Raw genomic sequence first — 25,475 nt, 5'->3', positions numbered from 1 at the left:
TAGTCGAGTGTGTGATCTACCAAGGATTGCCATGCGTCCACAGCGACACGTCGTTGTTTTCCTGCTGGCCCTCGCAGGAAGCCTACTCTGGTTCGGACTCACCGCCGAAGCCAAGAGCGACTATGACATCATCAACACTGGGATTAAAGGCGGAGGGTGTTGGTATGACGATTCGCACTTTGTTGTGATCCAGGGGCATCAGCCAGCTCCGGGACAAGGGTTTGTGGTGGAAGGGCTCTACTACCTCGATCCCAACCAGCCGAAGGACTTGCGGCGCATTGATCTGTCGCCCATCGAGCCGACTCTTCAGAAACAGATTCGCGATGTGACGTGTCAGGAGCAAACGATCCTCTTTGACATAATGGCACCCGATCGAAAAACCAGCCGCCTTTACAGGGTCAAAATCGGGACACAGCCTAAATTAGTTGCGGACATGCGCTGGGCGAAGCCAGCGGTAATCAGTCTCAAGGGGCAGTATGTGCTTGGCAATAAGTTGACTGTCGATAAGGGGGTCTGGGTGGAGCAAGCTGATTGTGATGTCAAGTTCTTAGAGCCGGGGCTGAAAGCGCTGTGCTGGCCAAGAGACACTATCCCTCAGTGGTTAACTCCACAGCTTGTAGTTAATCAGTATCTCTGGAGAGAAACCATCTTGGTTAGAGAACAGGATGGGAACGTAAAGAGAATCCCCAACCCAAAACCCCCGTTAAGGCTGGCTGATGGGACCGAACTCAAACAGGGGTATCTCTTGCGAGACCTGGAGAATCGGATTGTGCACGAAATCTCGATGAAGCAGGACCCATATCAAGTTGTCGATTTCCACCTGGATCCACGTGGAATTTATCTCTACGGTGTCTGTTACAAGGCTGGGGATCATGGCGATAAGCACTACACCGTTGGCGGGCGGATCTGCCGGTTTCGCCTGGATGGTCAGAACCAACGTTGGGAAGAAGTGGTGAGCGTGCAACAGAGCCCACGTGATCCATTTAGTCTTCATGCTCTCGATGTGAATGCACAAGGCGATGTCCTGATGATTGAGAGAGGCCATCGATCTGCTATCGGGCTTTGGATGTACGACGCTCAATCAAAAATGGTTAGCAAACTGTTGCAGGTTGTATCCCCAGAGGAGCTTCAAGGATTTCGTATCTCACCGAATGGTCGTTGGATAAGCGTGACCAAAGAATCGTCACAACTCATCCTGATCAAACGTAAAGGAGTGACGCCATGACAGCGGTTGTCAGTCTTGTAGAGGCTCGTGAAGCAGCAGATAGAGTCTACAATGAGCTCGGTTCCTTACCTACAGGATGGACCATCGATGCGACATTCGGACTAAATGGGAGCGGACAAGTCACTGGCTCTGCCGGCGGCTATGTCTATGCGCTGAAACCGGCTGGCACCGACGATGGCCAGCGGATGCTGGTGTTTCGCGGCACTGAACTCACACTCACGAATCTGAAAGATCTTTTTGCCGATATGACTGATATCGGAAGGATTCAGTTCGAGGAGTTGCGCGGTGGTGCGAATGGAGTGAACCAGTGGCTCGCGCAACAATTGGTCACGGGGAATCGCGTGGAACTCGTGGGCCACAGTTTGGGTGGGGCCTTAGTTCAGTGGGCTATTAACGACACCAACATGCGAGAAGAGAATGCAGACAATGATGGAACGTTGATCTCTGTCCTTGAGATAGCCAAGCAGCTCGATGGGGATTTCGTACTGGATCCGTCGCAGCTCCACTTCACCACCTTCAATGCGCCGGGGATCACGCATGTCTTAGGGGGCTCGACTCCAGCTACGGATCGCACCTCTGCGGTGGTCGGGGAGCATCACGTCGTGATCGGGCAACCGCCCATCATTCAAGGCGATCCGATCCATTTATTGGGTGGGCTACATGTGGGAGCACCGGGCACTCAATTGGTCGGTCATCAGGTGGAGTTTTCGGAGTTAAGCACAAGCTTTCAACAATCGGGACTGTTTGCGCACACCATTCAGGTCCCTGAGTACTGGACCTCGCCCGTTGTACCATACACGCCATTGCAACTCGATCTGGCCTTCGCCCAATCATTCGCCAATCACTATTCCCAACTCGGTAACACCGATGGCACGGTCGAGGGTAATACGGAAGCGGTAGTTCGATTGACGCTGTATGTGTCGTCTTTAGGTGTCGCGCTCTCGGTTGGTCAGTTGGCAGAACAAGCTGAGGCAGCCACGCAACTCGCGGGATTGCAGTTTGATCGTGACATGTTTGCGAACACGTTAGCGATTCCAGGGGTTGGAATCAATCAAGCCTTGAACATACTCACTCAAGCAGCGGATGCGGCTGGACAGAGTGTGGTGCAACTTCAGAAGCTAGTGAGCTCGGCATTGGTCAGTGTGGGAGAGCGCATCCAGGGTACTGTTGGAGTAGTGGGAACAATCATTGAGGACAGACTGGTTTCCTGGTTGACGGACGTGGCGCATGGCATCGGCAACGCGATGTCAGAGTTTTTCCACAATGTTCCCGATACCCTCTTCGATCTCGGTCGCACGCTCAGCTTTGCAGATCTCAATCCCTTCACCAACACCTACGCGCAGGCACTGGACGACCCGAAACTGGACCCCACCCTTCGGACAGCCCTTGAAGAGGCCCAAGCCATTGTCCAACAGGCCGGCCAAACGGTGGTGATCCAGACAGGAGTGGGGCCGAATCCGTTTCATACACCTGGCTATGCGCCAGGTGGGGCATCCAGTGCCACAGTGGAGGAACGCCTCGGAGAGTTATTCCGGCTTTCGGTACCCTTTGCGGCTGGGGCGGGCGGACAGCGCGTCTCTCTGCGATTGCAAGGTCCGCAGGCCGACCAACTTACTGTTGCGACGGATGACGGTGCACAGGTCATCGGTGCTGATGGGACATTCCAAGTGACCGTACCGGAGGGCGCCGATCAAGTGCTGTTTACTCTGGTCGCGAGCGACGAGGTGTCAGCCGACGCCACCGTCACACTCTCCGCCACGCTGGTGGATGTGAATGGTGACGCGACGCATACGACACAGATTGAAAGCGTAGTGAGCGTGAAGCCCTTCGTCGGTACCACCGATGACCGGTATGGGACGTATACCGAGGATTGGTCGTCGATCACCGATCCGACGGTTGGTGTGGCGATGGGAACCGCTGGAGGCTTTTATCATCAAACCCTCATCGGGGGAGCAGGGCCGGACGCGAATGCTCCAGGAACTGTGTACGGCGATGACAAGTTCTACGGTAACGGAGGGAATGATTCCTTCTTCGGTGGACGGGGCCATGATCTGCTGGATGGAGGGGCGGGCAATGACACGTTATTCGGAGACAACATTGATGACCGTGTTGACCAGCCGTGGCATGAAGTCCCTGATCCTCGGAGTACGCAAGATGGTAAGGACTACCTGGATGGCGGAGCTGGGAACGATCGGCTCGGTGGAGGTGGGAATGACGATCGGTTGATTGGAGGCGTTGGTGATGATGTGCTCTGGGGTGACGTTTACACGGCCGGCCGTATCATCGAGCAAAACTTTAATGAATATGTGATCCAATATCTTACCGGAGTGCTTTACCCCGGTAACGATGTCTTGGAAGGGGGCGAGGGCAACGATGCGCTCAGTGGCGATGGTGGAGACGACGTGCTCGATGGTGGTGAGGGGAACGATATTCTTGTCGGGGACACGGAGCAAGGTCTGAATTTGATTTATCCTACAACGCCCGGCAATGACTTTCTGACCGGCGGTGCCGGGAATGATCAATTGGATGGGAATGCCGGGGATGATGTGTTGCTCGGTGGATCGGGCAATGATCAGTTGTCCGGTGACGATGATGGGGTGGATTCGTCCCAGGAAGGGGCCGACTGGTTGGAAGGGGGCGACGGGGATGATGTCCTGCTTGGCCGTGGTGGTGATGATACTTTGCTCGGCGATGCCGGCGTAGATGCCCTGTATGGTGGGGTAGGGAACGATAGTTTGATCGGTGGTGAGGGGAATGATGTAGGGTTCGGCGGAACAGGAGATGATGAGATTATTGCGGGAGAGGGGATCGATCAGTTCGATGGGGAAAGCGGCAACGATGTCGTATTTGGCGATGAGGGAAACGATCTCCTGCTCGGCGGCGATGGATTGGATGAACTGGACGGAGGTGCGGGCGATGACCTCTTTGGTGGCGGGGCAGATGCGGACACAATCTTCGGCGGAGAAGGGAACGACGAACTCCAAGGCGGATTGGGCAATGATGTCCTCGCTGGTGATGCCGGCGACGATAGAATCTTCGGTGAAGAGGACAACGATCAGATATTCGGTGGCGATGGCAATGATGGGTTGAGGGGCGACGACGGTAATGACGAGCTTGATGGAGGAGCGGGCGACGATATTCTTGTCGGCGACGTGGATGGACAGATTGGGGGAAGCGGAGGCAACGATATTCTCGTCGGTGGTGCCGGAAACGATACGCTTGTCGGCGGCGGTGGACAAGATACCTATCTCTATGAGTTAGGCGACGGGTTTGATGTTATCGAAGAAGCCGCTGGGGAGGGGAACCGGCTGGTGTTCGGTGCAGGAATCAGTTCGACCGCAATGATCGCAGCGATGGGACCTGACGACTCTCTCGTATTGCGCACAGGGATAGGAGAAGAGGCGGTTCAGATCCAGAACTTTGGAGTCGGTAACCTGAATGGGCCGCATCCTATCGAGTCATTCGAATTCTCCGATGGCACTATCCTCACGTACGCACAACTTGCCGCAACAGGTTTGGCCATCTCGGGTTGGTTGGGAGACGACCAACTCGCCGGTACCGCTCAGGGAGAACGGATTTTTGGAGGGGCCGGTAATGATGTGGTCAACGCAGGGGCTGGAAACGACGTATTGATGGGCGCTGCCGGCAACGACACGCTGTTTGGTGAGGCAGGGCAGGATACGTATATCTTTGCTAAGGGCGGCGGGTTCGACAGCATCCAGGACCGGCCAGGAGAAGGTAACCGGCTGGTCTTTGGATCAGGGATTTCACAAGCCAATCTCAGTCTCAGCTTCAAACAAGTCACGATTCCTGGTGGAGGCGGAGAGGAGGAGGGAGATCCCGGCACTGTCATTAATTACCTGGTCCTACGCCCGGGAGGCACGGGTGATGCGGTGGAGATTCAATGGTTCGACCCCGCTAACCAGTTGGCATCCCTTGGAGTTGACCAGTTCGTGTTTGCGGACGGGACCATGTTGACAGCTTCCCAGCTACTTGCGAATGGATTGGAACTAGTGGGTACGGCCGGATTCGACACCCTGGACGGCCAAGAGATCTACCGCACGATTCGGGGGCTTGCCGGCGACGATGTGCTGATGGGAGGGACGATCGACAATGTGATCGACGGGGGCGATGGACGCGATGTGCTTCTCGGCAACGGTGGGTTTGATCAGATTTTCGGCGCGACCGGAGACGATGTCCTGCGAGGCGGCGACGGCAACGATGTACTGAACGGGGAGGCTGGGAATGATTCGCTCGAAGGAGAGGCAGGCGATGATGTACTGGTTGGTGGAGCCGGGGACGATCAATTGCTCGGCGGGGACGGGAGCGATACCTATCGCTTCAACATAGGAGACGGGCTCGATTCTCTGTTTGATTCCGGTGCTGGCGCTGATACCGATACGGTCCTGTTCGGTAGCGGTATCACGTCCGATTCGGTCTCGCTCTCTCCGCAGTTCGGTCAGATCGTGATCAACGTGGGAACCGGTTCAGACGGGATTCAGTCAGGCTCTGCCTTCGATGTGTTTGGATCGCAGACGATCGAGCAGTTCCAATTCGCAGATGGTACGGTGCTCTCCTTTGCTGATCTGGTGGCACAAGGGTTCAATATCGATGGTACCGAGTTCGACGACTTTTTATCAGGCACCGATCTGGCCGATCGCTTCCGCGGTGGGTTGGGCAATGATCGACTGGAGGGTGCTGAAGGACATGATTCCTACTTCTTCAATGTCGGCGACGGGATCGATACGATTATGGATATGGCGTCGGCCGACGCGGGGAATGAGATCGTGTTCGGTGCCGGAATCACATACGCCGATCTCCGCCTCGATCTCACTCTCGATCAATCAGATCCCGATCAGAGCGATTTGCTGATTCGCATGGGGACAAATGGCGATGCGATACAGCTCGATAGTTTTGATCGCAACCATGTGTTCGGCCCTCGCACTGTGGAGTCGTTTCGATTCGCCGACGCCAGCACGCTGAGGTATGAGCAGCTGCTTGCCGGTGGGTTCGATCTGACCGGAACTGACGGCGATGACCAAATCACCGGAACGAACGTGATGGATCGGATTGTTACCGGTGACGGTGCCGATGTGCTTAGGAGCGGACTGGGAGACGACAGACTCGATGGCGGGTTGGGGGCTGATCGGTTGTTCGGCGGGCGGGGCAACGACACGTATCTCTTTGGTCCAGGGGCCGGGCAAGACACGATTGTAGAATTTCAGGGCAGCTCGGATGTGATTCGCATGGCACCAGGAGTGGCTCCCTCAGATGTTGTCGTTTCCCGGAACAATAATGACCTTGTCCTGAGTCTCAACGGGGGTGCCGACCGGCTGACGGTGTCCCTCTACTTCCTCGCTCCTCCGCTCCAGACCGAGCTGGTGCAGTTTTCCGATGGAACGGTTTGGGACCAGGCCCTTATTGAGAATCTCACGCGGCCGGTCATTAGCGGAACAGCGGGACCAGATTTTCTCGTCGGCACCAATGGTCACGATCGTTTGGTCGGCCTAGCCGGGGACGATCAACTGACCGGGTTGGCTGGTAGCGATTTACTCGATGGAGGGCCTGGAGTCGATCAGCTTGCCGGCAACTCGGGTGACGATACGTACATTGTGGATGATCAGGGGGATGTGGTCACAGAGTCGGCGAATGAAGGAATTGATACGGTGCGGAGTAGTGTGACTCGCACCCTGGAAACCGATGTCGAGAATCTTACATTGACGGGGAGCGCGGCTATTCATGGCACCGGCAATGCACTTGACAATGTGCTGATCGGCAATAGTGGCGCCAACGTCCTGACAGGGGGATCGGGGAACGATTCCTATGTGATCGGCGCGGACGATACGGTGGTTGAGTCAGCCGGAGAAGGTATCGACGGGGTGCAGACTGGTGCAAGCTCAACGCTTGGGACCAATGTTGAGAACCTGACGCTGACCGGTAGTGCTTCATTGATCGGAGTAGGAAATGAACTGGCCAACGTGCTGAAGGCCGATGGGTCAATCAGTGTGCTGGCGGGCGGTGACGGCAACGACACCTATGTCATCGGACCGAACGGCGATGACGATATTCTTATTGAAACCGTCACAGGCGGCATCGATACAGTGATCGCCGGCCACGACTATCGTCTGCCGGTGAACATCGAAAATCTCACCCTTCTCGATCCTCGCGTGCCGGATTTCGCGAGCTTTTCACTCATCCCATACGGTTCATTCGAACAGTCCGTGACGGGATATGGGAACAATTTAGCGAATACGTTGATCGGCGGTCGAACAAACAACGTGCTGGATGGCGGACTCGGTGCGGATAGGTTGATTGGTGGCGACGGCAATGACACCTATGTCGTGGACCATGTCGGCGACATGGCCATCGAGGAAGCAAGTGAAGGTGTAGACACGGTGCAGAGCATTGTAAGTTACAGTCTCAGCGCGAATGTCGAGAATCTCACGTTAATCGGCATCACTCCTGTTAACGGAACCGGCAACGAGCTGAATAATGAATTAAGAGGCAACGAGGCATCAAACGTGCTCGACGGAGGGGCTGGGGATGATGCGCTGCTTGGATTCGGTGGGGCCGATACGTATCTCTTCGGCCTGGGCTCTGGTCGCGATACGGTGTTCGATTCAGAACTAGCCGGTGAAATCGATACGATTCAGTTCAATTCGACGGTGGCTGCTGAAGATGTCGAGGTCTATCGCAATGGATTCAACCTCGAACTGGTCATCAGCGGGACCACGGACGAGTTGACGGTTCTGTCGTTCTTTGGTTCGCCCGAATACGATCAGAAGCAGGTGCGATTTGCCGATGACACGCTGTGGAACAGTGCTGAGCTGAGCGCGCGAGCGTTGATTGGCAACGTGGTCACAGGCTCATCCGAAAGCGAAACCATTCTGGGAAGCGACGGCCATGATCTGTTGATCGGATCGTCCGGGAACGATGTGCTAATGGGAGGGCGTGGCAAGGACTCCCTCTACGGAGATCTTACGTTCCAACCGCAGTCTGGACAACAGGTTGTTGGCGACGACCGGCTGATAGGAGGGGTCGGTGACGACAGCCTCATCGATTTCAGAGGAAATAACGTTTTCGATGGAGGGGCAGGGGACGATACGCTGATTCTCGGGACAGGTGTCGATCGGGTTCTCTTCGGTCGAGGATCCGGCGATGATCACGTGACGCTCGACAATAACAGGAACGACATCGATCTCATCGAGATGGCCGCGGAGATTATTCCTGCCGATGTTGTAATGACGTGGCGCGCTCCTTCCGTGGCGGACATTCTTATTCCTGACAGTGGAGATAGACTGACAGTACAGCTCTCAACGGATTGGTTCGCGGTGGGGCCGGAAACCACACAAGCAATCGTGCGATTCGCCGATGGTACTGAGTGGAATTTGGCTTGGTCATCTTCGAACGTCGGTATCTCTACAGCTACTTCATCCGACGATGTGCTTGAAACATCTTTCCCAGCCTCCCTAGTCGGGTTGGATGGAGATGATACCTACCTGTTGGGAAGCTCGAGCATCCCGGGGAATTATGAGGTTATCGAGGCGCCGGGCGGTGGGATTGATACTGTTCAGAGTGCGCAGGACTACACCTTGCCCGACAACGTCGAGAATCTTGTCCTTGCCGACTTCACCGCCGACAACGGGGTCGGAAATGAACTTGATAATCTCATCGTGGGCAATACACGTGACAACATTCTGGACGGCGGTGCCGGGAACGATGTGTTGGTTGGAGGGATCTTTCGTGAGCTGGAAGGGCCACCCTACATCGAAGGAACCGGCAGCGATATTTTGATCGGTGGAGAGGGTGATGACATTCTGATGGAGGATGCTGGAAACCTCTCGTTTGTTGGGGGGATACCATTTCTAGGCGGGGGGCTGGATAGACGAGACGCAGTCCCACGTGAAACCGACGATCTTTTAATCGGAGGGCTCGGCAACGATACCTACATCGTCCATAGCCAAGAGCAAACGGCGGCGGAGCTGGAGAATGAAGGAACCGACACGGTGAAGAGCACGGTTTCCTATATATTGGGGGAGCATCTTGAAAATTTGGAACTCGTCTCACCACCGGCCAGCTTCGACGATCAGGATAACCTCATCTCTCCGCCACCGCTCAATGGAACAGGCAACGAGCTGGACAACGTCTTGATCGGCTCGGAGGATGGCAATGTCCTATCCGGCCTTACTGGTCGCGATACTCTCGTCGGCGGGCTCGACAACGACGTGCTCCGCGGTGGGACCGGTCACGACACCTATCTCTTCAACCTCGGTGATGGCATCGATATGATCGAGGATGTCGCGGCTGTCGGCGAGGGAAACCTTATCCAATTCGGCGTAGGGATCAGCCGGAATGACCTTATCGTAAGGCATGATGAAGTCGCTCGAACGCTCATCATTCAAGTCGGCACGAGCGGGACAGATCGACTGGTACTGAACAATTTCGATCTCACAGGGGCGAACGGTTCGCTGGTGGTGGAGACCTTGGCCTTTGCCGATGGCAGCACGACAGGTATCAACAGTTTCTTCAGACCGACCATCACCGAAGGGGACGACACAATCACGACCGCCGCAGGGGATGATGTCATCGACGCCCTCGGTGGAGACGATATCGTGGATGCCGGTGCAGGCAACGACACCATTGCCGGAGGAATCGGGAACGATACGCTTCTGGGCGGTTCCGGCGACGACACCTATGTCTATAATATTGGTGACGGAGTCGATACGATTAACGATTCGAGCCTACCTAGCGGTACGAATACGCTCGAATTTGGTGCGGGCATCGATCCCGCTGATCTCAGCCTAGATGTAGGTTCGCTGCTGCTGCATATCGGGACCAGCGGCGATGCTCTTCATCTCTCGTATTTTGACCCGAACAATGTGTTGGGGCCTCGCACGATCGAAACCTTCAGGTTTGCTGATGGCACCGTCCTGTCCTATGACCAGCTTGTCCAACGTGGGTTTGATCTGACAGGGACGGGCGGCAATGACTCTATCACCGGCACGAATGTGGTTGATCGGATCACGGCTCTAGCCGGCGACGATAGCCTAGCCGGTGGACAGGGCCACGATCTTCTCGACGGCGGATCCGGCACAGACACGATGCGCGGAGGGACCGGCAACGATACCTACATTGTGGACGTCGCGGGTGATGTCGTGACCGAACTGGCCGACGAGGGAACCGATACGGTGCAGACCTCGCTCCTCAGATACACCCTGGGTGCGAATCTTGAGAATTTGACGCTGACAGGGACAGGACCAAGCACAGGCATTGGGAATGCCCTAAGTAATCAGTTGTCTGGAAACAACGAGGCCAATCTGCTAGACGGCAAGGCCGGAGCCGATACTATGGTCGGTGGTGCGGGGAATGACTTGTATATAGTGGATCAGGTCGGTGATGTTGTGACCGAAGCGACCAACGAAGGCTTCGACATAGTCGCCAGCTCCGTGACCTATGGTCTTGGGGTGAATGTAGAACACCTGGTTTTGACCGGCTCGGCGGCGATCAACGGGATCGGAAACGATCTTGACAACAAGCTCACGGGCAATAGTGGCGCCAACGTGCTGGCGGGACTGGCAGGCAATGACACCTATGTGATTGGTGTCGATGATACCGTCATTGAAGAGGTAAACAGCGGCACGGACACGGTAGTCAGCGCCCTCACCCACAACCTTGCTGCCGACGTGGAGAATCTGACCCTGGTGGGCTTCAGCGCGATCAATGGAACCGGCAACGAGCGGGCCAATGTGCTGAATGGTCTGCTTAGCCTAGGACGCAATACCCTGACAGGAGGAGCCGGCGACGATACCTACATCATTGGTTCGAGAGACACCGTGGTAGAAGCTGCGGGTGAGGGAACGGACACAGTTCAGACCAGTGCGACTCATACCCTCGGTGCCAACGTGGAAAACCTGACGTTGACCGGGGCTGATGTCATCAACGGGACGGGAAATGGACTGAATAATACGCTCATGGGCAACAGCTCCAACAATGTTTTGACTGGAGCCGGTGGTAACGATACGCTTCGAGGCAATGAGGGCGACGACAGGCTCAACGGTGGCAGCGGCAACGATACCTATCTCTTGAGCCGGGGAGACGGACAAGATCTCTTACAAGACAAGAGTGGCACGACTGACAAGCTGCGCTATGACACCGGGATCGATCCGCTTGATCTCGTGATTAGCCGCCAGGCCAATGACCTGCGATTGGCCATCCATGGTTCGACGGATATGGTCACGATCCAGAACTGGTATACGAGTACAGCGAATCGTACGGAAACGATTCAAGCAGGCAACGGAGAGATTCTGCTCAGTACACAAGTGGACCAGCTCATCCAAGCGATGGCGGGTTTTACGCAGCAGACCGGTCTTCCCTGGGATCAGGCCATCGATCAGCAGCCGCAAGATGTGCAGGCCGTGCTTGCTGCCAGCTGGCAATAGATGAGGAGTAGGATTGGCTCAGAGGGATTCAGACGACCGATCTAATCACTGGGGGGCTCGAAGTGTCCAGAAGGGCGTTGTTGCCACGGCACGGACGTTTCCCGAGATTGTTTCACCAAACTGCGGAGACTCATCTCGGCGGCCCGCAAGAATCTTGGGTCACCGGCTTGCATGAGCGTCGTCAAAAGGACATAGAGGGATCGATCAGTGCGACATCCCGCTAAGATCCGTTCTGTAACCGGATCTACCTGAGAAGCGCACGGCTCTTCCATCCCATCTGCCTCTGCGAACAGACATTCGAAGGAGTGGGGACTGTCGAACAGCCATGAGGGAGGAATGCGCAAGACGGAGGCAACCGCTTCAATCGTACCGGCCGTGGGGTCCGCCTGATCTGCCTCGATCTGCTCAAGGAAGCTCTGGGCAATACCTGCCGCGTCTGAAAGCGATTGGATGGATTGGTTCCTCGAGATTCTCCAGCCCCGGATGAATTGCCCTATCGACATAGGGCCATAATACACAACGAAGGGGTGATCTTCAATCACATTGCGCGAGCAAAACGAGATTTGATCAGTAATATGAACATCTTATGTGCTACTTCAAGATCAGGTCTGAAATCGGTATAATGCTGCCGCAAGTTTCATCTCGTTGAAGGAGGTGGGGACCTATGTTAGGGACCGATATTCGTGGGATCATGGCTGAAGAAGAGGAGGTCCAACGTCGTCAGGAGGCTCTTAAATCTCTCATGACGATGAGGGCCAGGCAGCTTCGAGAATCCTTGGAGGAACGAATCAAGCGTGCCAGAAGCAGCGGGGATTGGACACAGCTGTCCAAGGCGGAATGCGCAAGTCTGCATAAACAGGAAAAAGCCCACTTGAAGTCTCAGCTTGAACAGTTGCAGTTCGAGCAAACTCGGACCAGGGGAAAACTGACTGCACTGAAGCGAGCCAAGGCGAGGGCGCAGCGTATCCGTGCGGCGGAAGCAGCCTCCGAACGAAGGCGCCGGTGATCGACGGCCGCAGCTGTCTTAGTAGTAGGTTCCTCAGTGTGATGATGGGTGTATAGTGGGCGCCGTGCCGAAGCTTCCGGCTCTCACCCGTGCACAGGCCTCCCTGATCCGGCAACTGTTTTGCGATAAGAAAACCAGATCGAGAGAAGGAGCCTTTGTCCTTGAAGGGACCAAGTCCTGTCTCGATCTGATGCATCGACATCCACAGTCCATCCTCAGCCTGATCGTATCGCCGCGGTTTCTCTGTGACGAGGCCGAGGCGGCCCGCAGAGTGCGCACGAAACTGTCTGTGCGCCAGTTCGTTTGCCCGGACGCCGGCTTTGAAAAACTGACTGATGTGGAAGCGCCGCAAGGGATACTTGCGGTCGTCCGTCAGCCTCGATGGGACGAGGAGCAGGTGTTCAAGCAATCGAGAGTATTGGGAATCTACGGAGACAGGCTCCAAGATCCAGCGAATGTGGGAGCGATTATCCGAACAGCCGCAGCACTGAAGCTATCCGGAGTATGGTTGAGTGTCGATTCCGCTGATCCTTTCAGCCCTAAAGTCATCCGCGCCACGGCCGGCACGATCCTGAGCCTTCCGGTCTTCCAGGCGCAGGACTTTCGAGCTTTCTGCTCGTATGGATGTGACATCTATTCAGCAGTCATGGCTTTGGTCGAGAGAGTCTCGATCAGGGATATTCGGACAATACCAAGCCGCCTCATGATTGCTGTTGGAAACGAAGGAGCGGGGTTGGATCCGGACATCGTGAAGGCGTCCCGCGTCAGGTTTTCTATTCCAATGGCCGAGGGGGTGGAGTCATTGAACGTTGCAGCGACAGCGGCGATTTCGGCCTTCTACTTCGGAGGATTGCGGCCCGATTCTCAGGTCGCATCGAAGATGCCGTAATGGTCTGGCTAGTTATTTGAAACTCAACCACATTCGGACTATTATGATCGATCGACCGATGATTTGCAGTCTCTGTTCTACAGAAGTTGTACTGAAATAGGAGCGCACGATGAGACTGATTCCGGCTCTGGTTTGTGGGATGACTATCAGCCTTAGCATGGCAACGGCTTCTGCCGAATCCCTAGAACAGATCTACAACCTCGACATGATCGTCAATCTGGCCTTGGCACGAAATCCCTTGGTTTCGATCGCTGAGGGAAACATCGACCAGCAGAAGGGGAACCAGACAACGGCGGGCGCGTACCCCAACCCGACTGTGACAGGCCACGGTGGTCAGGGTAAGCTTAAAGACACGATCGTGGGACCACCGGAGAATATTTTGTCAGTCACCGAATATAACGTCATGGTGGGGCAGCCGATCGAATGGCCGGCCATGCGGGCCGCACGGCGACAAGTGGCGGATCTCGGGGTAGTGACCGCCAATGTCGGCATGGTGGAAACACGGTTGAATTTGGTTTCGCAAGTGAAGGTGGCCTTCTATGATCTGCTCTTGGCGCAACAAGGCGCCGATCTCGCACGCCAGAACCTGGACATCGTTGAAGGTGTGACAAGGATCGTCAACACACGCGTCAAGTCAGGTGAAGCCCCTCAATTCGAATCCATCAAGGCCGAGGTCGAAGTCCTGAAGGCTCGTCAGCATCTCGCACGCGCGGACAATTTCGTTCGGAACAGCCGTGTGGTCGTGGACACCTTGACCGGCGGTGCGCTTGGGCCAACCTATATGGTCCACGGTGAATTCAGAATGCTTCCTCGAGATTTGCAGATTGAACGGTTAATGGCTCGCATGATGGAGCAGCATCCAAGCATCCAGCGTTTGATGAAATCCGTGGAACAGTCTGACTGGAAGATTGAATTCGAACGGCAGGCGCGGATGCCGACGGTGACCCTCAACGGTGGCTTTTGGCGCGAGATCGGACGGGAAGCGGTCCAAGGGGGCCTGTCTGTGCCGATGCCGCTTTGGTACCGCCGTCAAGGAGAAATTGCTGCATCGTTAGGCGCGAAGCGTCGAGAGGAAGCCGAGCTGCTTCGGATGCGCAACGATCTGGGACGAGCCATCTCTCAGCACTTTCAGGATGTCCGTACCACGGGGGAGTTGATTGAGGTGTTCGACAAGGGTCTGCTGAGACAGGCTCAGGAGGCTCTGAGGATTGCACAGTTTAGCTTCCAGCAAGGGGCCTCCAGCTTGCTCGAAGTATTGGATGCGCAACGTGTGCAGCGACAGATCTTGCTGGACTATGCGCTGGCGCGGCACGATCTCTCTGTCTCGCTGGCTCGGCTTGAACAGGCGGTGGGAGGATTGTTGTGAGGAAGGACCACCGGAGGATCAGACTGATTCACATTCTCGCATGTCTTGTCATGAGTCTCATGACCGTGGGGAGCGGTTGCGAGTTTTCTGCTTCCGGGGACGCGGCTCCGAAGCCTCCGGTGCCGACACCGTCCGAGGGGATCGTTCGATTGCCGAGTGACCAGGTAGTCAGTGCCGGGATAGAGATCCATCCCGTCGTTCGCAAGGAATTTCGAACCCATCGGGACTTCCCCGGCACTATCGCGCCGAACCAACATGCCTTGGCGGAAGTCACGACTCTGGTACGTGGACGGGTTACAGAAGTGTATGCGGATCTAGGCCAACAGGTGAAGGGGGGTGACCTGCTCGCTCTCTTATACAGCGGCGAATTGGGCATCGCGCAATCGGCTTATCTGAAGGCGGCTGCCAGGCTGTACGTTGCGGAACAATCCTACGAACGGGCAAAGATGCTGTTGACCGAAAAGGTCATCGGCTTGGCTGAGTCTCAACGGCGTAAGGGAGAAATGCTCAGTATTCGGGCGGAAAAACGAGAAGCTCGGGATCGATTGGAATTGTATGGGATGTCGGAAAAGCAGATTCGCCAACTCGATGGCGACCACTCGATTCGATCGTTCGTGCCGATCGTGGCGCCGTTCGACGGCCGGGTGATCGGCAGGAATCTGACCAAAGGAGAGGTCGTCGAGACGACAGAAAAGTTGTTCGTCGTCGCGGATCTTTCAGAGGTATGGGTGCTTGCCAACATTCCTGAAAAGGACATTCCCTATATCAGTGCCGGTCCGACCCCGGAAAATCAGCGCGTCGAAGTACTCGTCAATGCCTATCCGAACCAAGTCTTCCACGGGGAGATCACGTATGTCGGCGACGTGCTCGATGTCGCCACGAGGACGATGAATCTGCGGCTTGAACTCCCCAATCCGGACAAAAAGCTGAAGCCGGAAATGTTCGCGACGATCCGGGTGTATTCCGAGCCGGAGCCGAACGTTTTGGTCGTGGCGGAAGCCTCCGTCCAGCGAGATCGGGAACGAAAATTCGTGTTTGTGCAACGTGAGCCGAGCGTCTTCGAGGTCCGCGATGTGAAGCTGGGCGATTCCAACGGCCATGAGGTCAAGGTGCTGGATGGGCTTCGAGAAGGGGAATCGGTCGTGACGAAGGGCGCGTTCGTGCTCAAGTCCGAGCTTCTCGGGGAGCAGGTCTAGCCGGATGCTCGCCTCCATTCTGGAGTTCTCCCTCCGTCAACGGGTTCTTGTCGTGGCCCTGACCTGCCTGCTGGGTGCCGGAGGGTTCTATGCCTTCCGGACCATCGCGATCGATGCCTTTCCCGATGTGACCACTGTGTTGGTGCAAGTGGTCACCAAGGTTCCGGGATTGTCACCCGCCGAAATTGAACGATTCGTGACGTTTCCCATGGAGTTGCAATTGACCGGGGCGCCGGGACTCACCGATATCCGATCGCTCTCCAAGGTGGGCCTGTCCATGATTACCGTAACCTTTCGGGACGACATCGATATTTATCTGGCTCGCCAAGTCGTCCTCGAACGCATCCTCGAGGTTCAGGAACTGCTCCCGCCGGGGGCCATCTCACAGCTTGTTCCGAACACGACAGGGTTAGGGGAGGTCTATCAATTTTATCTGGAAGGACCTCGCGACAATCAGCCCGGGTTCGTGATCTCGGAAGCCGATCTGATGGAACGGCGCACGCTTGAAGACTGGGTGATCAGGCCCCTGCTCAAGGGACTGCCAGACGTTGTGGATGTCAATTCGATGGGCGGTTTCGTCAAACAATATCAGGTGCTCGTCGAACCGGGAATGCTCAGGAAATATGGCCTTGCGCTGCACGATGTGTTTGGTGCCGTCGCCAAGAACAACGCCAATGCCGGAGGAAACATTCTTGAGAAGGACGACGAGAAGTATGTGGTCCGTGGGGTGGGACTCATTAAGACGCTGGCGGATATTGAGAATATCGTCGTCAAAGAGGCACACGGAACACCGGTCTATGTCCGTGACGTGGCGGAAGTGCGGATCGGTCACGCCGTTCGGCATGGCGCCGTCGTCGTCAACGGTGATCGTGAAGCGGTCGCCGGCATTGTACTGATGCTCCGAGGCGGCAATGCCAGGGACGTGGTGCAATCCATCAAGGACAAAGTGGAAGAAATCCACCACAATGACGTCTTGCCCGGAGGCCTGCGCATCGTGCCGTTTTATGACCGCATCGAACTGATCACCGCGGCATTAAACACGGTCTATAAGGCACTGATGGAAGGCATCGTCCTGGTGGTGGCGATCTTATTCTTGTTCCTCGGCAACGTGCGCAGCGCGCTCATCGTGACAGCCACGTTGATCGTGACGCCGCTGGTCACCTTTATCATCATGGACCGCGCTGGGCTGACGGCCAATCTCATGTCACTCGGCGGACTGGTGATCGCGGTCGGGATGATGGTGGATGGCTCCGTGGTCGTCGTCGAGAACGTGTATCGCCATCTATCCGAACATCGCGGGGATCAAGTGGACCGAAGCGGCCTCATCGTCCGAGCGGTGACCGAAGTGGGGCAGCCGGTCATTTTCGGGATCCTGATCATCATTCTGGTCTTCCTGCCGATTCTCACCCTGCAGGGCATGGAAGGGAAAATGTTCCAACCCTTGGCCTATACGATCATGATTGCGTTGGTCGTGTCGCTGGCGTTCTCGCTGACGTTGTCTCCCGTGCTCTGCGCCATGGCGCTGAACAAGGGGAGCGAAGAAGATACCTGGCTGTTGCGGTCGATCAAACGCGCGTACCTTCCCATGTTGAATTGGGCCATGGCCCATCGTCGCACGGTCTTGACGAGTGCGCTGGTGCTTCTTGGAGCCAGCTTATCCCTGTTCCCGTTCCTGGGGGGAGAGTTCATCCCGATCCTGAACGAAGCGGCCATCGCTCCCCAAATGATCCGGTATCCGAGCATTGCGTTGGAACGGTCCATCGAGATCGAGAAGCAAATGCAGCGGGCCGTGCTTGAGTTGCCGGAAGTTCGGATGGTGGTTTCCAAGATCGGGCGTACTGAGCTTGGGAACGATCCCCAGGAACCGAACGCCAGCGATCCGGTGATCAGCCTGGTTCCGATAGATCAATGGACGACTGCCAAAACGAAGCAGGCACTCGATGACGCCGTCCGCAAACGTATTGAAAAGGTGCCCGGCGCGAATTTTCTCATCAGTCAGCCGATTCAGCAGCGGGTTGACGAGCTGGTGTCAGGAGTCCGATCTGAAGCGACGGTGAAAATTCTCGGTGACGATCTGAAAGAGTTGAGAACCCTTGCAGAAAAAATTCAGGCGATCATGAGCAGTATACGAGGCGTCGGCGATATTCGTGTCGAGCAATTGTTTGGTCAGACCTATCTGACGATCGATATCAACCGCAGCAAGATCGCCCGGCACGGTATTAATGTTGCGCATATTCAGGAAATCATCACCACGGCAATCGGCCAAGAAGCGGCCACTCGTGTCTATGAGGGGCAAAAGCGCTTCGACTTGACGTTTCGATACCCTGAAAAATACCGGGACAGCGTCGAGACGATCAGCAATATTCTCCTGACGACCGCCACCGGGGCGCTGATTCCGCTCGGTGATCTCGCCACGGTTGAACTACGCGAAGGACCCTCCCTGATCAGCCGAGAAGGGCTGAAACGGCGAATCTACGTGGGGTTCAACACAGTCGGGCGCGATATCGAGAGTATCGTTGCGGAAGCTCAAGCCAAGATCGACAAGGAGGTCAAACTTCCTTCCGGCTACCAAATCACCTGGGGCGGCTCGTTCGAGAACATGCAGCGAGCCATGGCGAGGCTGAAGATCATCCTGCCGATCACCATTGGCCTGATTTTTTTGTTGTTGTTCGCCTCGTTCAATTCGCTGCGCCATGCGGCGCTGATCATCTTGAATCTGCCGTTCGCGTTGATCGGAGGCATTGTCGCCCTCTGGCTGACAGGGGAATATCTCAGCGTGCCGGCGTCCGTCGGCTTCATCAATCTCTTCGGCGTGGCTGTGTTGAACGGGATTGTGCTTGTTTCCTATATGAATAAATTGCGAGAGGACGGCCATAGTTTGGATGACGCCGTCATCTCAGGCGCTCTGCTTCGGTTGCGTCCTGTCTTGATGACCGCTCTGGTGGCGCTGTTAGGGCTTGTCCCACTTGCATTTGCCAATGGGATCGGGTCCGAGGTGCAGCGGCCATTGGCGGTGGTCGTCATCGGCGGCCTCGTGAGTTCAACGCTGTTGACCTTGATCATGCTGCCGGTCCTCTATCGGTGGCTGGAAGGCCGCTCGAATCACCCGATGCATCCGGGGGGGCCACAAACCGAATCGACAGTTGATGGACACCGAACAACGGGCAAAACTCCTCATGGTATCGGTGAACCACGCTTCTCTCGCCGTCCCGGCGAGATACCATCGACATGATGAGGAACCGTCCCAAAATGAATCGCCTAGAGATGGGCAAGATATTCATCAAGATGGTCATGGGGCTGGCGGCGATCGTAGCGGGAAGTCAGCTCGCGATCGCTTCGCCGAAAGCAGCCGATTCATCGAGTGTTGACCAGACCAAAGGGAAAAGAATTTTTGCCCAGCATTGCGCAGGATGTCATGGGACAGCAGGAAAAGGGGATGGGTATGTCCTGCTCGGTCCTGAACCGGCCAATCTTACAAAGCCGGCGACGAAGACAAAGTCGGATGCAGCCCTGCTTCAAACCATCCACGAAGGAAAGCCCAACATGCCTTCATGGAAAGTTCGCTTGTCGGAACGGGACAGTCGCGCCGTACTGGCCTATATCCGGACGTTGGCAAAGTAGAGAGATCCAGCCCGCTACTCGCACCACGTTTCAGCCGCTGTCATAGCCAAGCACAGGTCTCATGGCTACTCTTTGCCGCGGGTTGATCCGGAGGACGTTGCCGGTACTGCTGACATCATCAATCAAACAGTAGAAGTTGGACCGGAATGTGGTGCCGAGGGACAGAATCGAACTGTCGACACCAGCCTTTTCAGGATTAGAAGAAAGTGAGCAAGATCAAATAGATAAGACGAAAACGCAGTGCAAAAAGTGACATTTCATGTCATGAAAAATCAATGAGTTACAGAAGCAGGTGCCACTACTGGCACCTCCATTTTGCTTGTTTCCAATCATCTTAGTGTTCCTATGTAACACGAAACTCAATACCTAATTTGTTATGACCATGTATTGGCAAGATCTGTTACTTGGGCTAGGCTCACCTTCAAGTAGAGGTATGAAAATGCCGGTCCGGTCAGTTCGTAGGGAAAAGCTGGATCTTCGATTGAGTTCTGCAGATGAGCGGACCTTGGAAGCCGCTGCCTCCATGTCCAATCGTTCCGTGAGTGAGTTTGTCCGGGACAGTGCCTTGTCTCGTGCGGATGAAATGCTGGCTGATCGTCGCATGTTCGTCTTGAGTCAGTCCAAGTGGGTTGAGTTTCAAGCCGCCCTGGATGCTCCAACTCGGCACAACCCCCGTATACAGCGTCTCTTGACCGAGCCGGGATTCTTTGACGCTGATACTTCTTCTGCAACGGCAAAGAAGCGTTGACCCGGCCGATCGAAAAACTTCGGCGGCATTATGCCATTGAACCGTTCGATTGTGGTCTGGACAAACTCAATGGTCCTTGCCAAAGACGAGGCGGCGAGAAGCTTTTACGCGCATGTGGATTTCCTTCCTTCCTTCGCCAAGCGACCCGTTGCATCTCTGCATACTTCTGAAAGACGCTCCTAGGATTGTCTCCTGAATCTCCTCACTCGATAGTCAGGAGCGGTTCAGCCTTCAACTCGTCTCGGTTTATTATTGTTCTCATATAACAAGGTGTTCTTGTTCAATCAGATCATCTATAAACTTTTCTGCTGCAGTAGGTTTAACTGAACGGCATCACGAAACAATGCCTCGTTTACAAGGAGAGCGTCAGTGTTGTATGGTCCCATACAATTATATGGTAGTATGAAATGCCAAAGCCCACCTTTGAATGGGATGACGGAAAAGATCTCCTCAACCAAAAGAAGCATGGTGTGTCGTTTGAAGACGCGCAAAACGCCTTTGATGATCCCAGACGCATCGTTATCCGAGATCTCGATCATGAAAAAGGGGAGAAGCGGTTCTTCTGTCTTGGAGTGGTCGAGGGCAATGTGCTAACGGTACGATTTTCGTATAGGAAAAAGCGGATCCGCATTTATGGAGCAGGCTACTGGAGGCAAGGGAGGAAACGCTATGAGCAAGAAAATCAGATACACCGATGAGCGGTTGGCCATGGGGGAACGTGTCACGGATTTTCTGCCGCCACCGTCGGCCTTAGTCAAACGTGAGCCGACCACAAAAGTCACGCTGGAGTTGACGCAGAGCAGTCTGGCGTTTTTCAAGAAGCAAGCCAAGCGTGCACGTGTCCCCTATCAACGCATGTTACGGGGTCTCATCGATGCGTACGCTAAACAATACGACGTGGCGGTGTAAGAGACCCGCAGTAGGCGTGAGATATGCCCCATATCCCCAACCGTCTGAGAGGCAGGTCTTTTGAGCAGACCTCCCATGCTCTGCCTTCTTGAGTCATCAACTCACCCGTTCTCATCACACCGCACTCGCCAAAGGCACGCTACGGAGCAGCATCCGGCATACACATCTGTCAGTGGAGGGATCTAACGCATTGCTGTAAAGACGACACGGCTCTTTAGACACCCGCTGTCAGCTCATACTCACCGCAAAGAACAATTCCAGAAAATCATCCCGAAGGATCCAAAAGCAAAGTGTCGAACGGGTGTCTGCAGAGAGGGCACTGACCTCCGCTGGGTGAGTAACTTCGGCAGTCACGCATCTGAGGCACCGCGTCCGGAGACGCCGTGCCAGGCGGAGTTTGGCACCGTCGTGTCGCGAAAGGCGACTCGACCGTGCCAAGAGAACGGCCGTCGCCCATTAAGGGGTGTGGCACGCCCTAAGCAACCGCGCCACCGAGGCGGTGTCACGCTTGCAGCCGTGCTTTGCCACAGACAGGGAGATTCTGTTGCGCCCCGGTGTAGGTGAGGGGCGCAACAATGTGTTAACGAAGAGGTCAGTTCGCAAATCCGTTGTGTGAGGCCATTCATGATCGGCTTGGCTTTTCAGTGGGGAACGTGGAGGACAATCTTCATGACTTGGAATTCGACCAGGACGACATCTTTTGGAAGTCTGTGATTATGACGCGAACTCGGGCAACGGCATTCCAATTGACGTGCACAACGTATCACTGTCCGTTCTCTAAACAGGCCCCGTCTCAATGATCTGCTCTGAATTGGGGGCCGAACTCTGAGTCAGGATGTCACGTCCAAGGCCCGCCGGCTGGCCAATGGCGGTCAAAGCGCTCGCTGTTGGCCACGGCTCGCATGGGAGGCATCAGGAAGTCTCGCAGTAACTCCACAACTGCACTGAGTGACATCTGCTCAGCAGCAAAATGGCCTTTCCGGACAAAGGCATTCCACTGTGTCTGTTTGAGGCGATCCTTCACAAAAAGGTCCGTCAGTGCAGTGGGAATGTCCAATGGGAAAGGGGTCTGTCGCCGCGTAAACGTGGCCTGGAGTGCGTGGCTCACAACAGAGCCCTCAAATGGATGACCGCTGGCAAGCAGCCAAATGTCATAAAAATCCTTCATTCGGCTATTCGCTGAATCCAGCAGCACCATCGCCTGAAATTTTTCCGCGATCGCACTCTCAGGGGAGTACGCCAGAAGATGAGGGGCCTGAAAATCCAGGAGTACCGGGAAATCAATCGGAATCGGTCCTGGAACGATGACGTCACCAAATCCGACATCCACCTGCATGTTGAGCCGCATCTTCCCAATATGGGACATGAATGCGACACGGATGCCCCCATACTGATCTTCAAGCCGAATGGGCTGGGCTCGCACGGTGGCTGCCTCGAAGCGGCAGCCGTCATCCGGCACCGCGTGCACACAGATGTCCTTGATGACCTGCTCCAGCTCATCCTGGGACAAGATCTGTCGCCCCATCAGATCCACATCGATCGTTGGACGCGACAGGGGTGCATCCCAGAGCCGAAGCATGAGCGCCCCCTTGAGATAAAATCGGGTGGCATGCGGCGATTGACTGAGACGGAACAGGAATCGTTCAATGGCAAAATACTGGAGCAGCTCTTGAAGAGGCCGGCCTTGCTGTTTCGCGTGGTTGAGCAGCCGCTGATGAATCGATGCCGGCAGATTGGATGGATGACCGGCCATTATGTGAGTGCCTCCAGATACGGACGCATCACACGTTCCACTCGGCAGAGGCGCGCATACTGAAGCAGCGCACGGGGCGTCACGCGTTTCCGCTCACGGGCCAGTCGCAGTGCCTCAACGGCCACATCAATGCCGATTTTGTTCCGAAACTTGAAGCAGTCCACCACCGTCTTTGCTGGGTCATAGACGCGAAGCGGAATTCCCTCGATAGAATGCGTTTCGACCCCTTCAGTGTACGCAGCACCCGTCATCAGAAAGACGCGAAGCGGAGGATGGTCGAGCCGTGGATACCGGGTCCGACGAGGCAACGCAATCTGGACCTCGTGCGGGATTTGGGTGGTGAGGCCATGGAAGGAGAGTGCCGAGATGAGACACATCACGGCCTGCGGGACTCGGCGTGCCACGACAAGAAGATCCGGATGGCTCGGCTCAGGGAGGTCGGCCAGCCGATAGACTCCCCGTGTCACTGCAACAAGTCGTCCGGCGTCACGAAGGCGGTAGAGAATGCGTGGATGGATCCCAAGCTTCAGGGCATGAGAAGTCCGTAGCACGCCTCGATGGCGGCGGAACACAGCTTCAGCTCGGCGATTCAGCTCAACGTGCTTCATAGGTATGGATAAATATGCATGCACTTACAATTAAATGCAAACGGTTTTATCCATACATAGACCACTCCCGGCCAGTTCGGGTCTGGAGGAATTGCCCAGAAGGCCTCTCTGGGCGGAGACTTTGCCAGTCAGGTCTCTGAGGCACCGCGTCCAGAGACGCCGTGCCAGGGGGGCCGGCACCGTCGTGTCGCACAATGCGACTCGACGGTGCCAAGAGATCAGCCGTCGCCCATTAAGGGGTGTGGCACGCCCGTGGCAACCGCGCCATCGCGAACGATGTCACGCCTGCAGCCGCACGTGGCCACAAACAGGGAGATTCAGTTGCGCCCCGGGGTAGGTGAGGGGCGCAACAATGTGTTAGAAAGAGGTCGCCACGCGAGTCCGATGTCTGAGTCCGTTCAGGCTCGCGTTGGCTTTTCACTGAAGATCGAGGAGCAGAACAGAACTGATCGGGAGTACAGACGCGTATCACCGTGCCCTTTCCTGCTCTCTCGCTGCCGTGAGAACGGCGTTCTTGACGTAGCCTGCATTCTTCACGAGGGCCATGATCTCGCTCATCATCTTCTCGTAGACTCCCGCACTTGAATGCCTGACACACATGTGTGGTATATCAAACCCGTATGGAGAACCAACGGCCAGCCAGAACAAGTCATGATATTCATCCACCGACCACTGGGTTTGGTGCGCTCGACCCCGCGCTCCGCCAAGCCCTCATGCGAGTGAACCCGGAATACTTCGCCTGGTCCATTGAGGCGCAGGAACGCTACCGTGTCAGCATGCCGGAACAGGACGCGTTCCGTCTCCGTCAGGAGTTGGTCAAGGCGCTGTTTGGTCTCCACGCAAAAACAGATGAAGACCTTTCACGGATCAGCGACCAGTTCGGCGATCAAGAGCATCTGGTGTTCAATCGAGTACTGTTGCCCGCCACTGGGGTGGGCGAGGATTACTTCTTCCTGAATGAATATCTGGACAAGGACAAGACCCTGCTCGATTTCGACACGCTCTACGCGTACGACTACGACGACCACTGTTTTCAAGAACAGGCGCGCAAGGAGCAGACCCCGGAGTACGTCGTCAAACCGTACCGTGGCGCACTCTACTATGCCTGGGCCCGCGTGTTTATCGATGGTGTCTTTCACTACGCCTCGCTCTGCATGGCGGCTGGCTACGTCTACAGCCGCATCAAGGAGTTCGGACAGGAGAAGGTGTCCACGCTCATTCCACACCGCTACGTGAATGCCAAGGATCACGGCAAGCGTGAGGGCAAGGGGACGATCTTTAGCCAGCGGATCGATGCGGATGGAAAGGAAGTGCAGGCCGAGGAATTGCTACGGAGGTTCTGGGACTACCTGTCACAACGCTACGATGCCCTCTGCACTGAATTTAACGGTGAGGCTCGGAAGGCTGTCTACATGGAGGATCTCAGCCGTCACAACGACCCACACATGACGTTCATCTTTAGCGACAAGACCGCCTTACAAGCCGTGCGATTCCGGCATTTCATGCGCGACTGCCGTCCTCTCGTTGCCGATCGTGCAGAACTCGATGTGGTCATCAACCGTGAATGCCAGGCGCTCGATGTCTACTTAGAATCCGTCTGCCTGGATATCTGTACCAACTTTGATCCCAAGGTCGCCCCATTCCGCAAGAAGAACAAGATCATCATCGCCGACGGCGCACTCAACGAGTTGTTGTGATCCGCCACAACAGAAGAG

At 55.6% G+C, this 25,475-nt stretch carries 15 protein-coding genes; 12 read left to right on the top strand and 3 right to left on the bottom strand.

Annotated elements, in window-relative coordinates; all coding sequences use genetic code 11:
• The first annotated feature begins 31 nt into the window (after positions 1-31).
• Entirely contained in the window at positions 32-1,225 is a 1,194-nt protein-coding gene (locus P0119_06485) for a hypothetical protein (protein ID MDF0665709.1), read from the top strand.
• Positions 1,222-11,664, top strand: a complete 10,443-nt coding sequence (locus P0119_06480; protein MDF0665708.1) for a calcium-binding protein — start codon at positions 1,222-1,224, stop codon at positions 11,662-11,664. The genes P0119_06485 and P0119_06480 overlap by 4 nt, the downstream gene beginning before the upstream one ends.
• Positions 11,665-11,705: 41 nt before the next feature.
• On the opposite strand, the gene P0119_06475 is transcribed toward P0119_06480, so the two are convergent.
• Positions 11,706-12,167 carry a helix-turn-helix transcriptional regulator gene (locus tag P0119_06475; protein MDF0665707.1) on the bottom strand — a complete coding sequence of 154 codons (462 nt, stop codon included), beginning with the start codon at positions 12,165-12,167 and terminating at the stop codon, positions 11,706-11,708.
• 161 nt (positions 12,168-12,328) lie between these two features.
• Between P0119_06475 and P0119_06470 the strand changes: the two genes are divergently transcribed.
• The 9 genes from P0119_06470 (at position 12,329) to P0119_06430 (ending at position 21,399) form a co-directional block, all read left to right on the top strand.
• Positions 12,329-12,670, top strand: a complete 342-nt coding sequence (locus P0119_06470) for a hypothetical protein (protein MDF0665706.1) — start codon at positions 12,329-12,331, stop codon at positions 12,668-12,670.
• 64 nt (positions 12,671-12,734) lie between these two features.
• The gene (locus P0119_06465; GenBank protein MDF0665705.1) at positions 12,735-13,559 is read left to right on the top strand and encodes an RNA methyltransferase; all 825 of its coding nucleotides are present in this window, start codon (positions 12,735-12,737) and stop codon (positions 13,557-13,559) included.
• A 109-nt stretch (positions 13,560-13,668) separates the two neighbouring features.
• The gene (locus tag P0119_06460) at positions 13,669-14,925 is read left to right on the top strand and encodes a TolC family protein (protein MDF0665704.1); all 1,257 of its coding nucleotides are present in this window, start codon (positions 13,669-13,671) and stop codon (positions 14,923-14,925) included.
• Positions 14,922-16,121 (top strand): efflux RND transporter periplasmic adaptor subunit, encoded by a 1,200-nt coding sequence (locus P0119_06455; GenBank protein MDF0665703.1) that lies wholly within the window; start codon positions 14,922-14,924, stop codon positions 16,119-16,121. The genes P0119_06460 and P0119_06455 overlap by 4 nt, the downstream gene beginning before the upstream one ends.
• A 4-nt stretch (positions 16,122-16,125) precedes the next feature.
• The gene (locus P0119_06450; protein MDF0665702.1) at positions 16,126-19,353 is read left to right on the top strand and encodes a CusA/CzcA family heavy metal efflux RND transporter; all 3,228 of its coding nucleotides are present in this window, start codon (positions 16,126-16,128) and stop codon (positions 19,351-19,353) included.
• 17 nt (positions 19,354-19,370) lie between these two features.
• Complete coding sequence (locus P0119_06445) at positions 19,371-19,742, top strand: c-type cytochrome (protein MDF0665701.1); 372 nt, start codon at positions 19,371-19,373, stop codon at positions 19,740-19,742.
• Between the two features lie 439 nt (positions 19,743-20,181).
• Positions 20,182-20,490, top strand: coding sequence for a DUF1778 domain-containing protein (locus P0119_06440; GenBank protein MDF0665700.1), 309 nt, complete (start codon positions 20,182-20,184; stop codon positions 20,488-20,490).
• A gap of 407 nt (positions 20,491-20,897) precedes the next feature.
• On the top strand, positions 20,898-21,188 hold the full coding sequence (locus P0119_06435; GenBank protein ID MDF0665699.1) for a BrnT family toxin: 291 nt from the start codon (positions 20,898-20,900) through the stop codon (positions 21,186-21,188).
• The gene (locus P0119_06430) at positions 21,160-21,399 is read left to right on the top strand and encodes a hypothetical protein (GenBank protein MDF0665698.1); all 240 of its coding nucleotides are present in this window, start codon (positions 21,160-21,162) and stop codon (positions 21,397-21,399) included. Before P0119_06435 ends, P0119_06430 begins: the two co-directional genes overlap by 29 nt.
• Positions 21,400-22,237: 838 nt before the next feature.
• Here P0119_06430 and P0119_06425 read toward each other — a convergent pair.
• On the bottom strand, positions 22,238-23,152 hold the full coding sequence (locus tag P0119_06425) for a nucleotidyl transferase AbiEii/AbiGii toxin family protein (protein ID MDF0665697.1): 915 nt from the start codon (positions 23,150-23,152) through the stop codon (positions 22,238-22,240).
• Positions 23,152-23,760 (bottom strand): type IV toxin-antitoxin system AbiEi family antitoxin domain-containing protein, encoded by a 609-nt coding sequence (locus P0119_06420; protein MDF0665696.1) that lies wholly within the window; start codon positions 23,758-23,760, stop codon positions 23,152-23,154. Before P0119_06420 ends, P0119_06425 begins: the two co-directional genes overlap by 1 nt.
• A 620-nt stretch (positions 23,761-24,380) precedes the next feature.
• Between P0119_06420 and P0119_06415 the strand changes: the two genes are divergently transcribed.
• Positions 24,381-25,457: a hypothetical protein gene (locus P0119_06415; protein MDF0665695.1), complete on the top strand. Its 1,077-nt coding sequence runs from the start codon at positions 24,381-24,383 to the stop codon at positions 25,455-25,457.
• Positions 25,458-25,475 lie beyond the last annotated feature (18 nt).

Origin of the sequence: Nitrospira sp. (assembly GCA_029194665.1) — a bacterium.
Classification (GTDB): domain Bacteria; phylum Nitrospirota; class Nitrospiria; order Nitrospirales; family Nitrospiraceae; genus Nitrospira_D.
Note: the sequence above shows the minus strand (reverse complement) of the source record. Positions and strands in the feature narration are given on the sequence as shown.

What these genes read in the sequence shown, in the direction of transcription:
- P0119_06485 (MDF0665709.1), top strand. Translation starts at nt 32, where the DNA reads ATGCGTCCACAGCGACACGTCGTTGTTTTCCTGCTGGCCCTCGCAGGA.
- P0119_06480 (MDF0665708.1), top strand. Translation starts at nt 1,222, where the DNA reads ATGACAGCGGTTGTCAGTCTTGTAGAGGCTCGTGAAGCAGCAGATAGA.
- P0119_06475 (MDF0665707.1), bottom strand. Translation starts at nt 12,167, where the DNA reads ATGTCGATAGGGCAATTCATCCGGGGCTGGAGAATCTCGAGGAACCAA.
- P0119_06470 (MDF0665706.1), top strand. Translation starts at nt 12,329, where the DNA reads ATGTTAGGGACCGATATTCGTGGGATCATGGCTGAAGAAGAGGAGGTC.
- P0119_06460 (MDF0665704.1), top strand. Translation starts at nt 13,669, where the DNA reads ATGAGACTGATTCCGGCTCTGGTTTGTGGGATGACTATCAGCCTTAGC.
- P0119_06450 (MDF0665702.1), top strand. Translation starts at nt 16,126, where the DNA reads ATGCTCGCCTCCATTCTGGAGTTCTCCCTCCGTCAACGGGTTCTTGTC.
- P0119_06445 (MDF0665701.1), top strand. Translation starts at nt 19,371, where the DNA reads ATGAATCGCCTAGAGATGGGCAAGATATTCATCAAGATGGTCATGGGG.
- P0119_06440 (MDF0665700.1), top strand. Translation starts at nt 20,182, where the DNA reads ATGCCGGTCCGGTCAGTTCGTAGGGAAAAGCTGGATCTTCGATTGAGT.
- P0119_06435 (MDF0665699.1), top strand. Translation starts at nt 20,898, where the DNA reads ATGCCAAAGCCCACCTTTGAATGGGATGACGGAAAAGATCTCCTCAAC.
- P0119_06430 (MDF0665698.1), top strand. Translation starts at nt 21,160, where the DNA reads ATGAGCAAGAAAATCAGATACACCGATGAGCGGTTGGCCATGGGGGAA.
- P0119_06425 (MDF0665697.1), bottom strand. Translation starts at nt 23,152, where the DNA reads ATGGCCGGTCATCCATCCAATCTGCCGGCATCGATTCATCAGCGGCTG.
- P0119_06420 (MDF0665696.1), bottom strand. Translation starts at nt 23,760, where the DNA reads ATGAAGCACGTTGAGCTGAATCGCCGAGCTGAAGCTGTGTTCCGCCGC.
- P0119_06415 (MDF0665695.1), top strand. Translation starts at nt 24,381, where the DNA reads ATGGAGAACCAACGGCCAGCCAGAACAAGTCATGATATTCATCCACCG.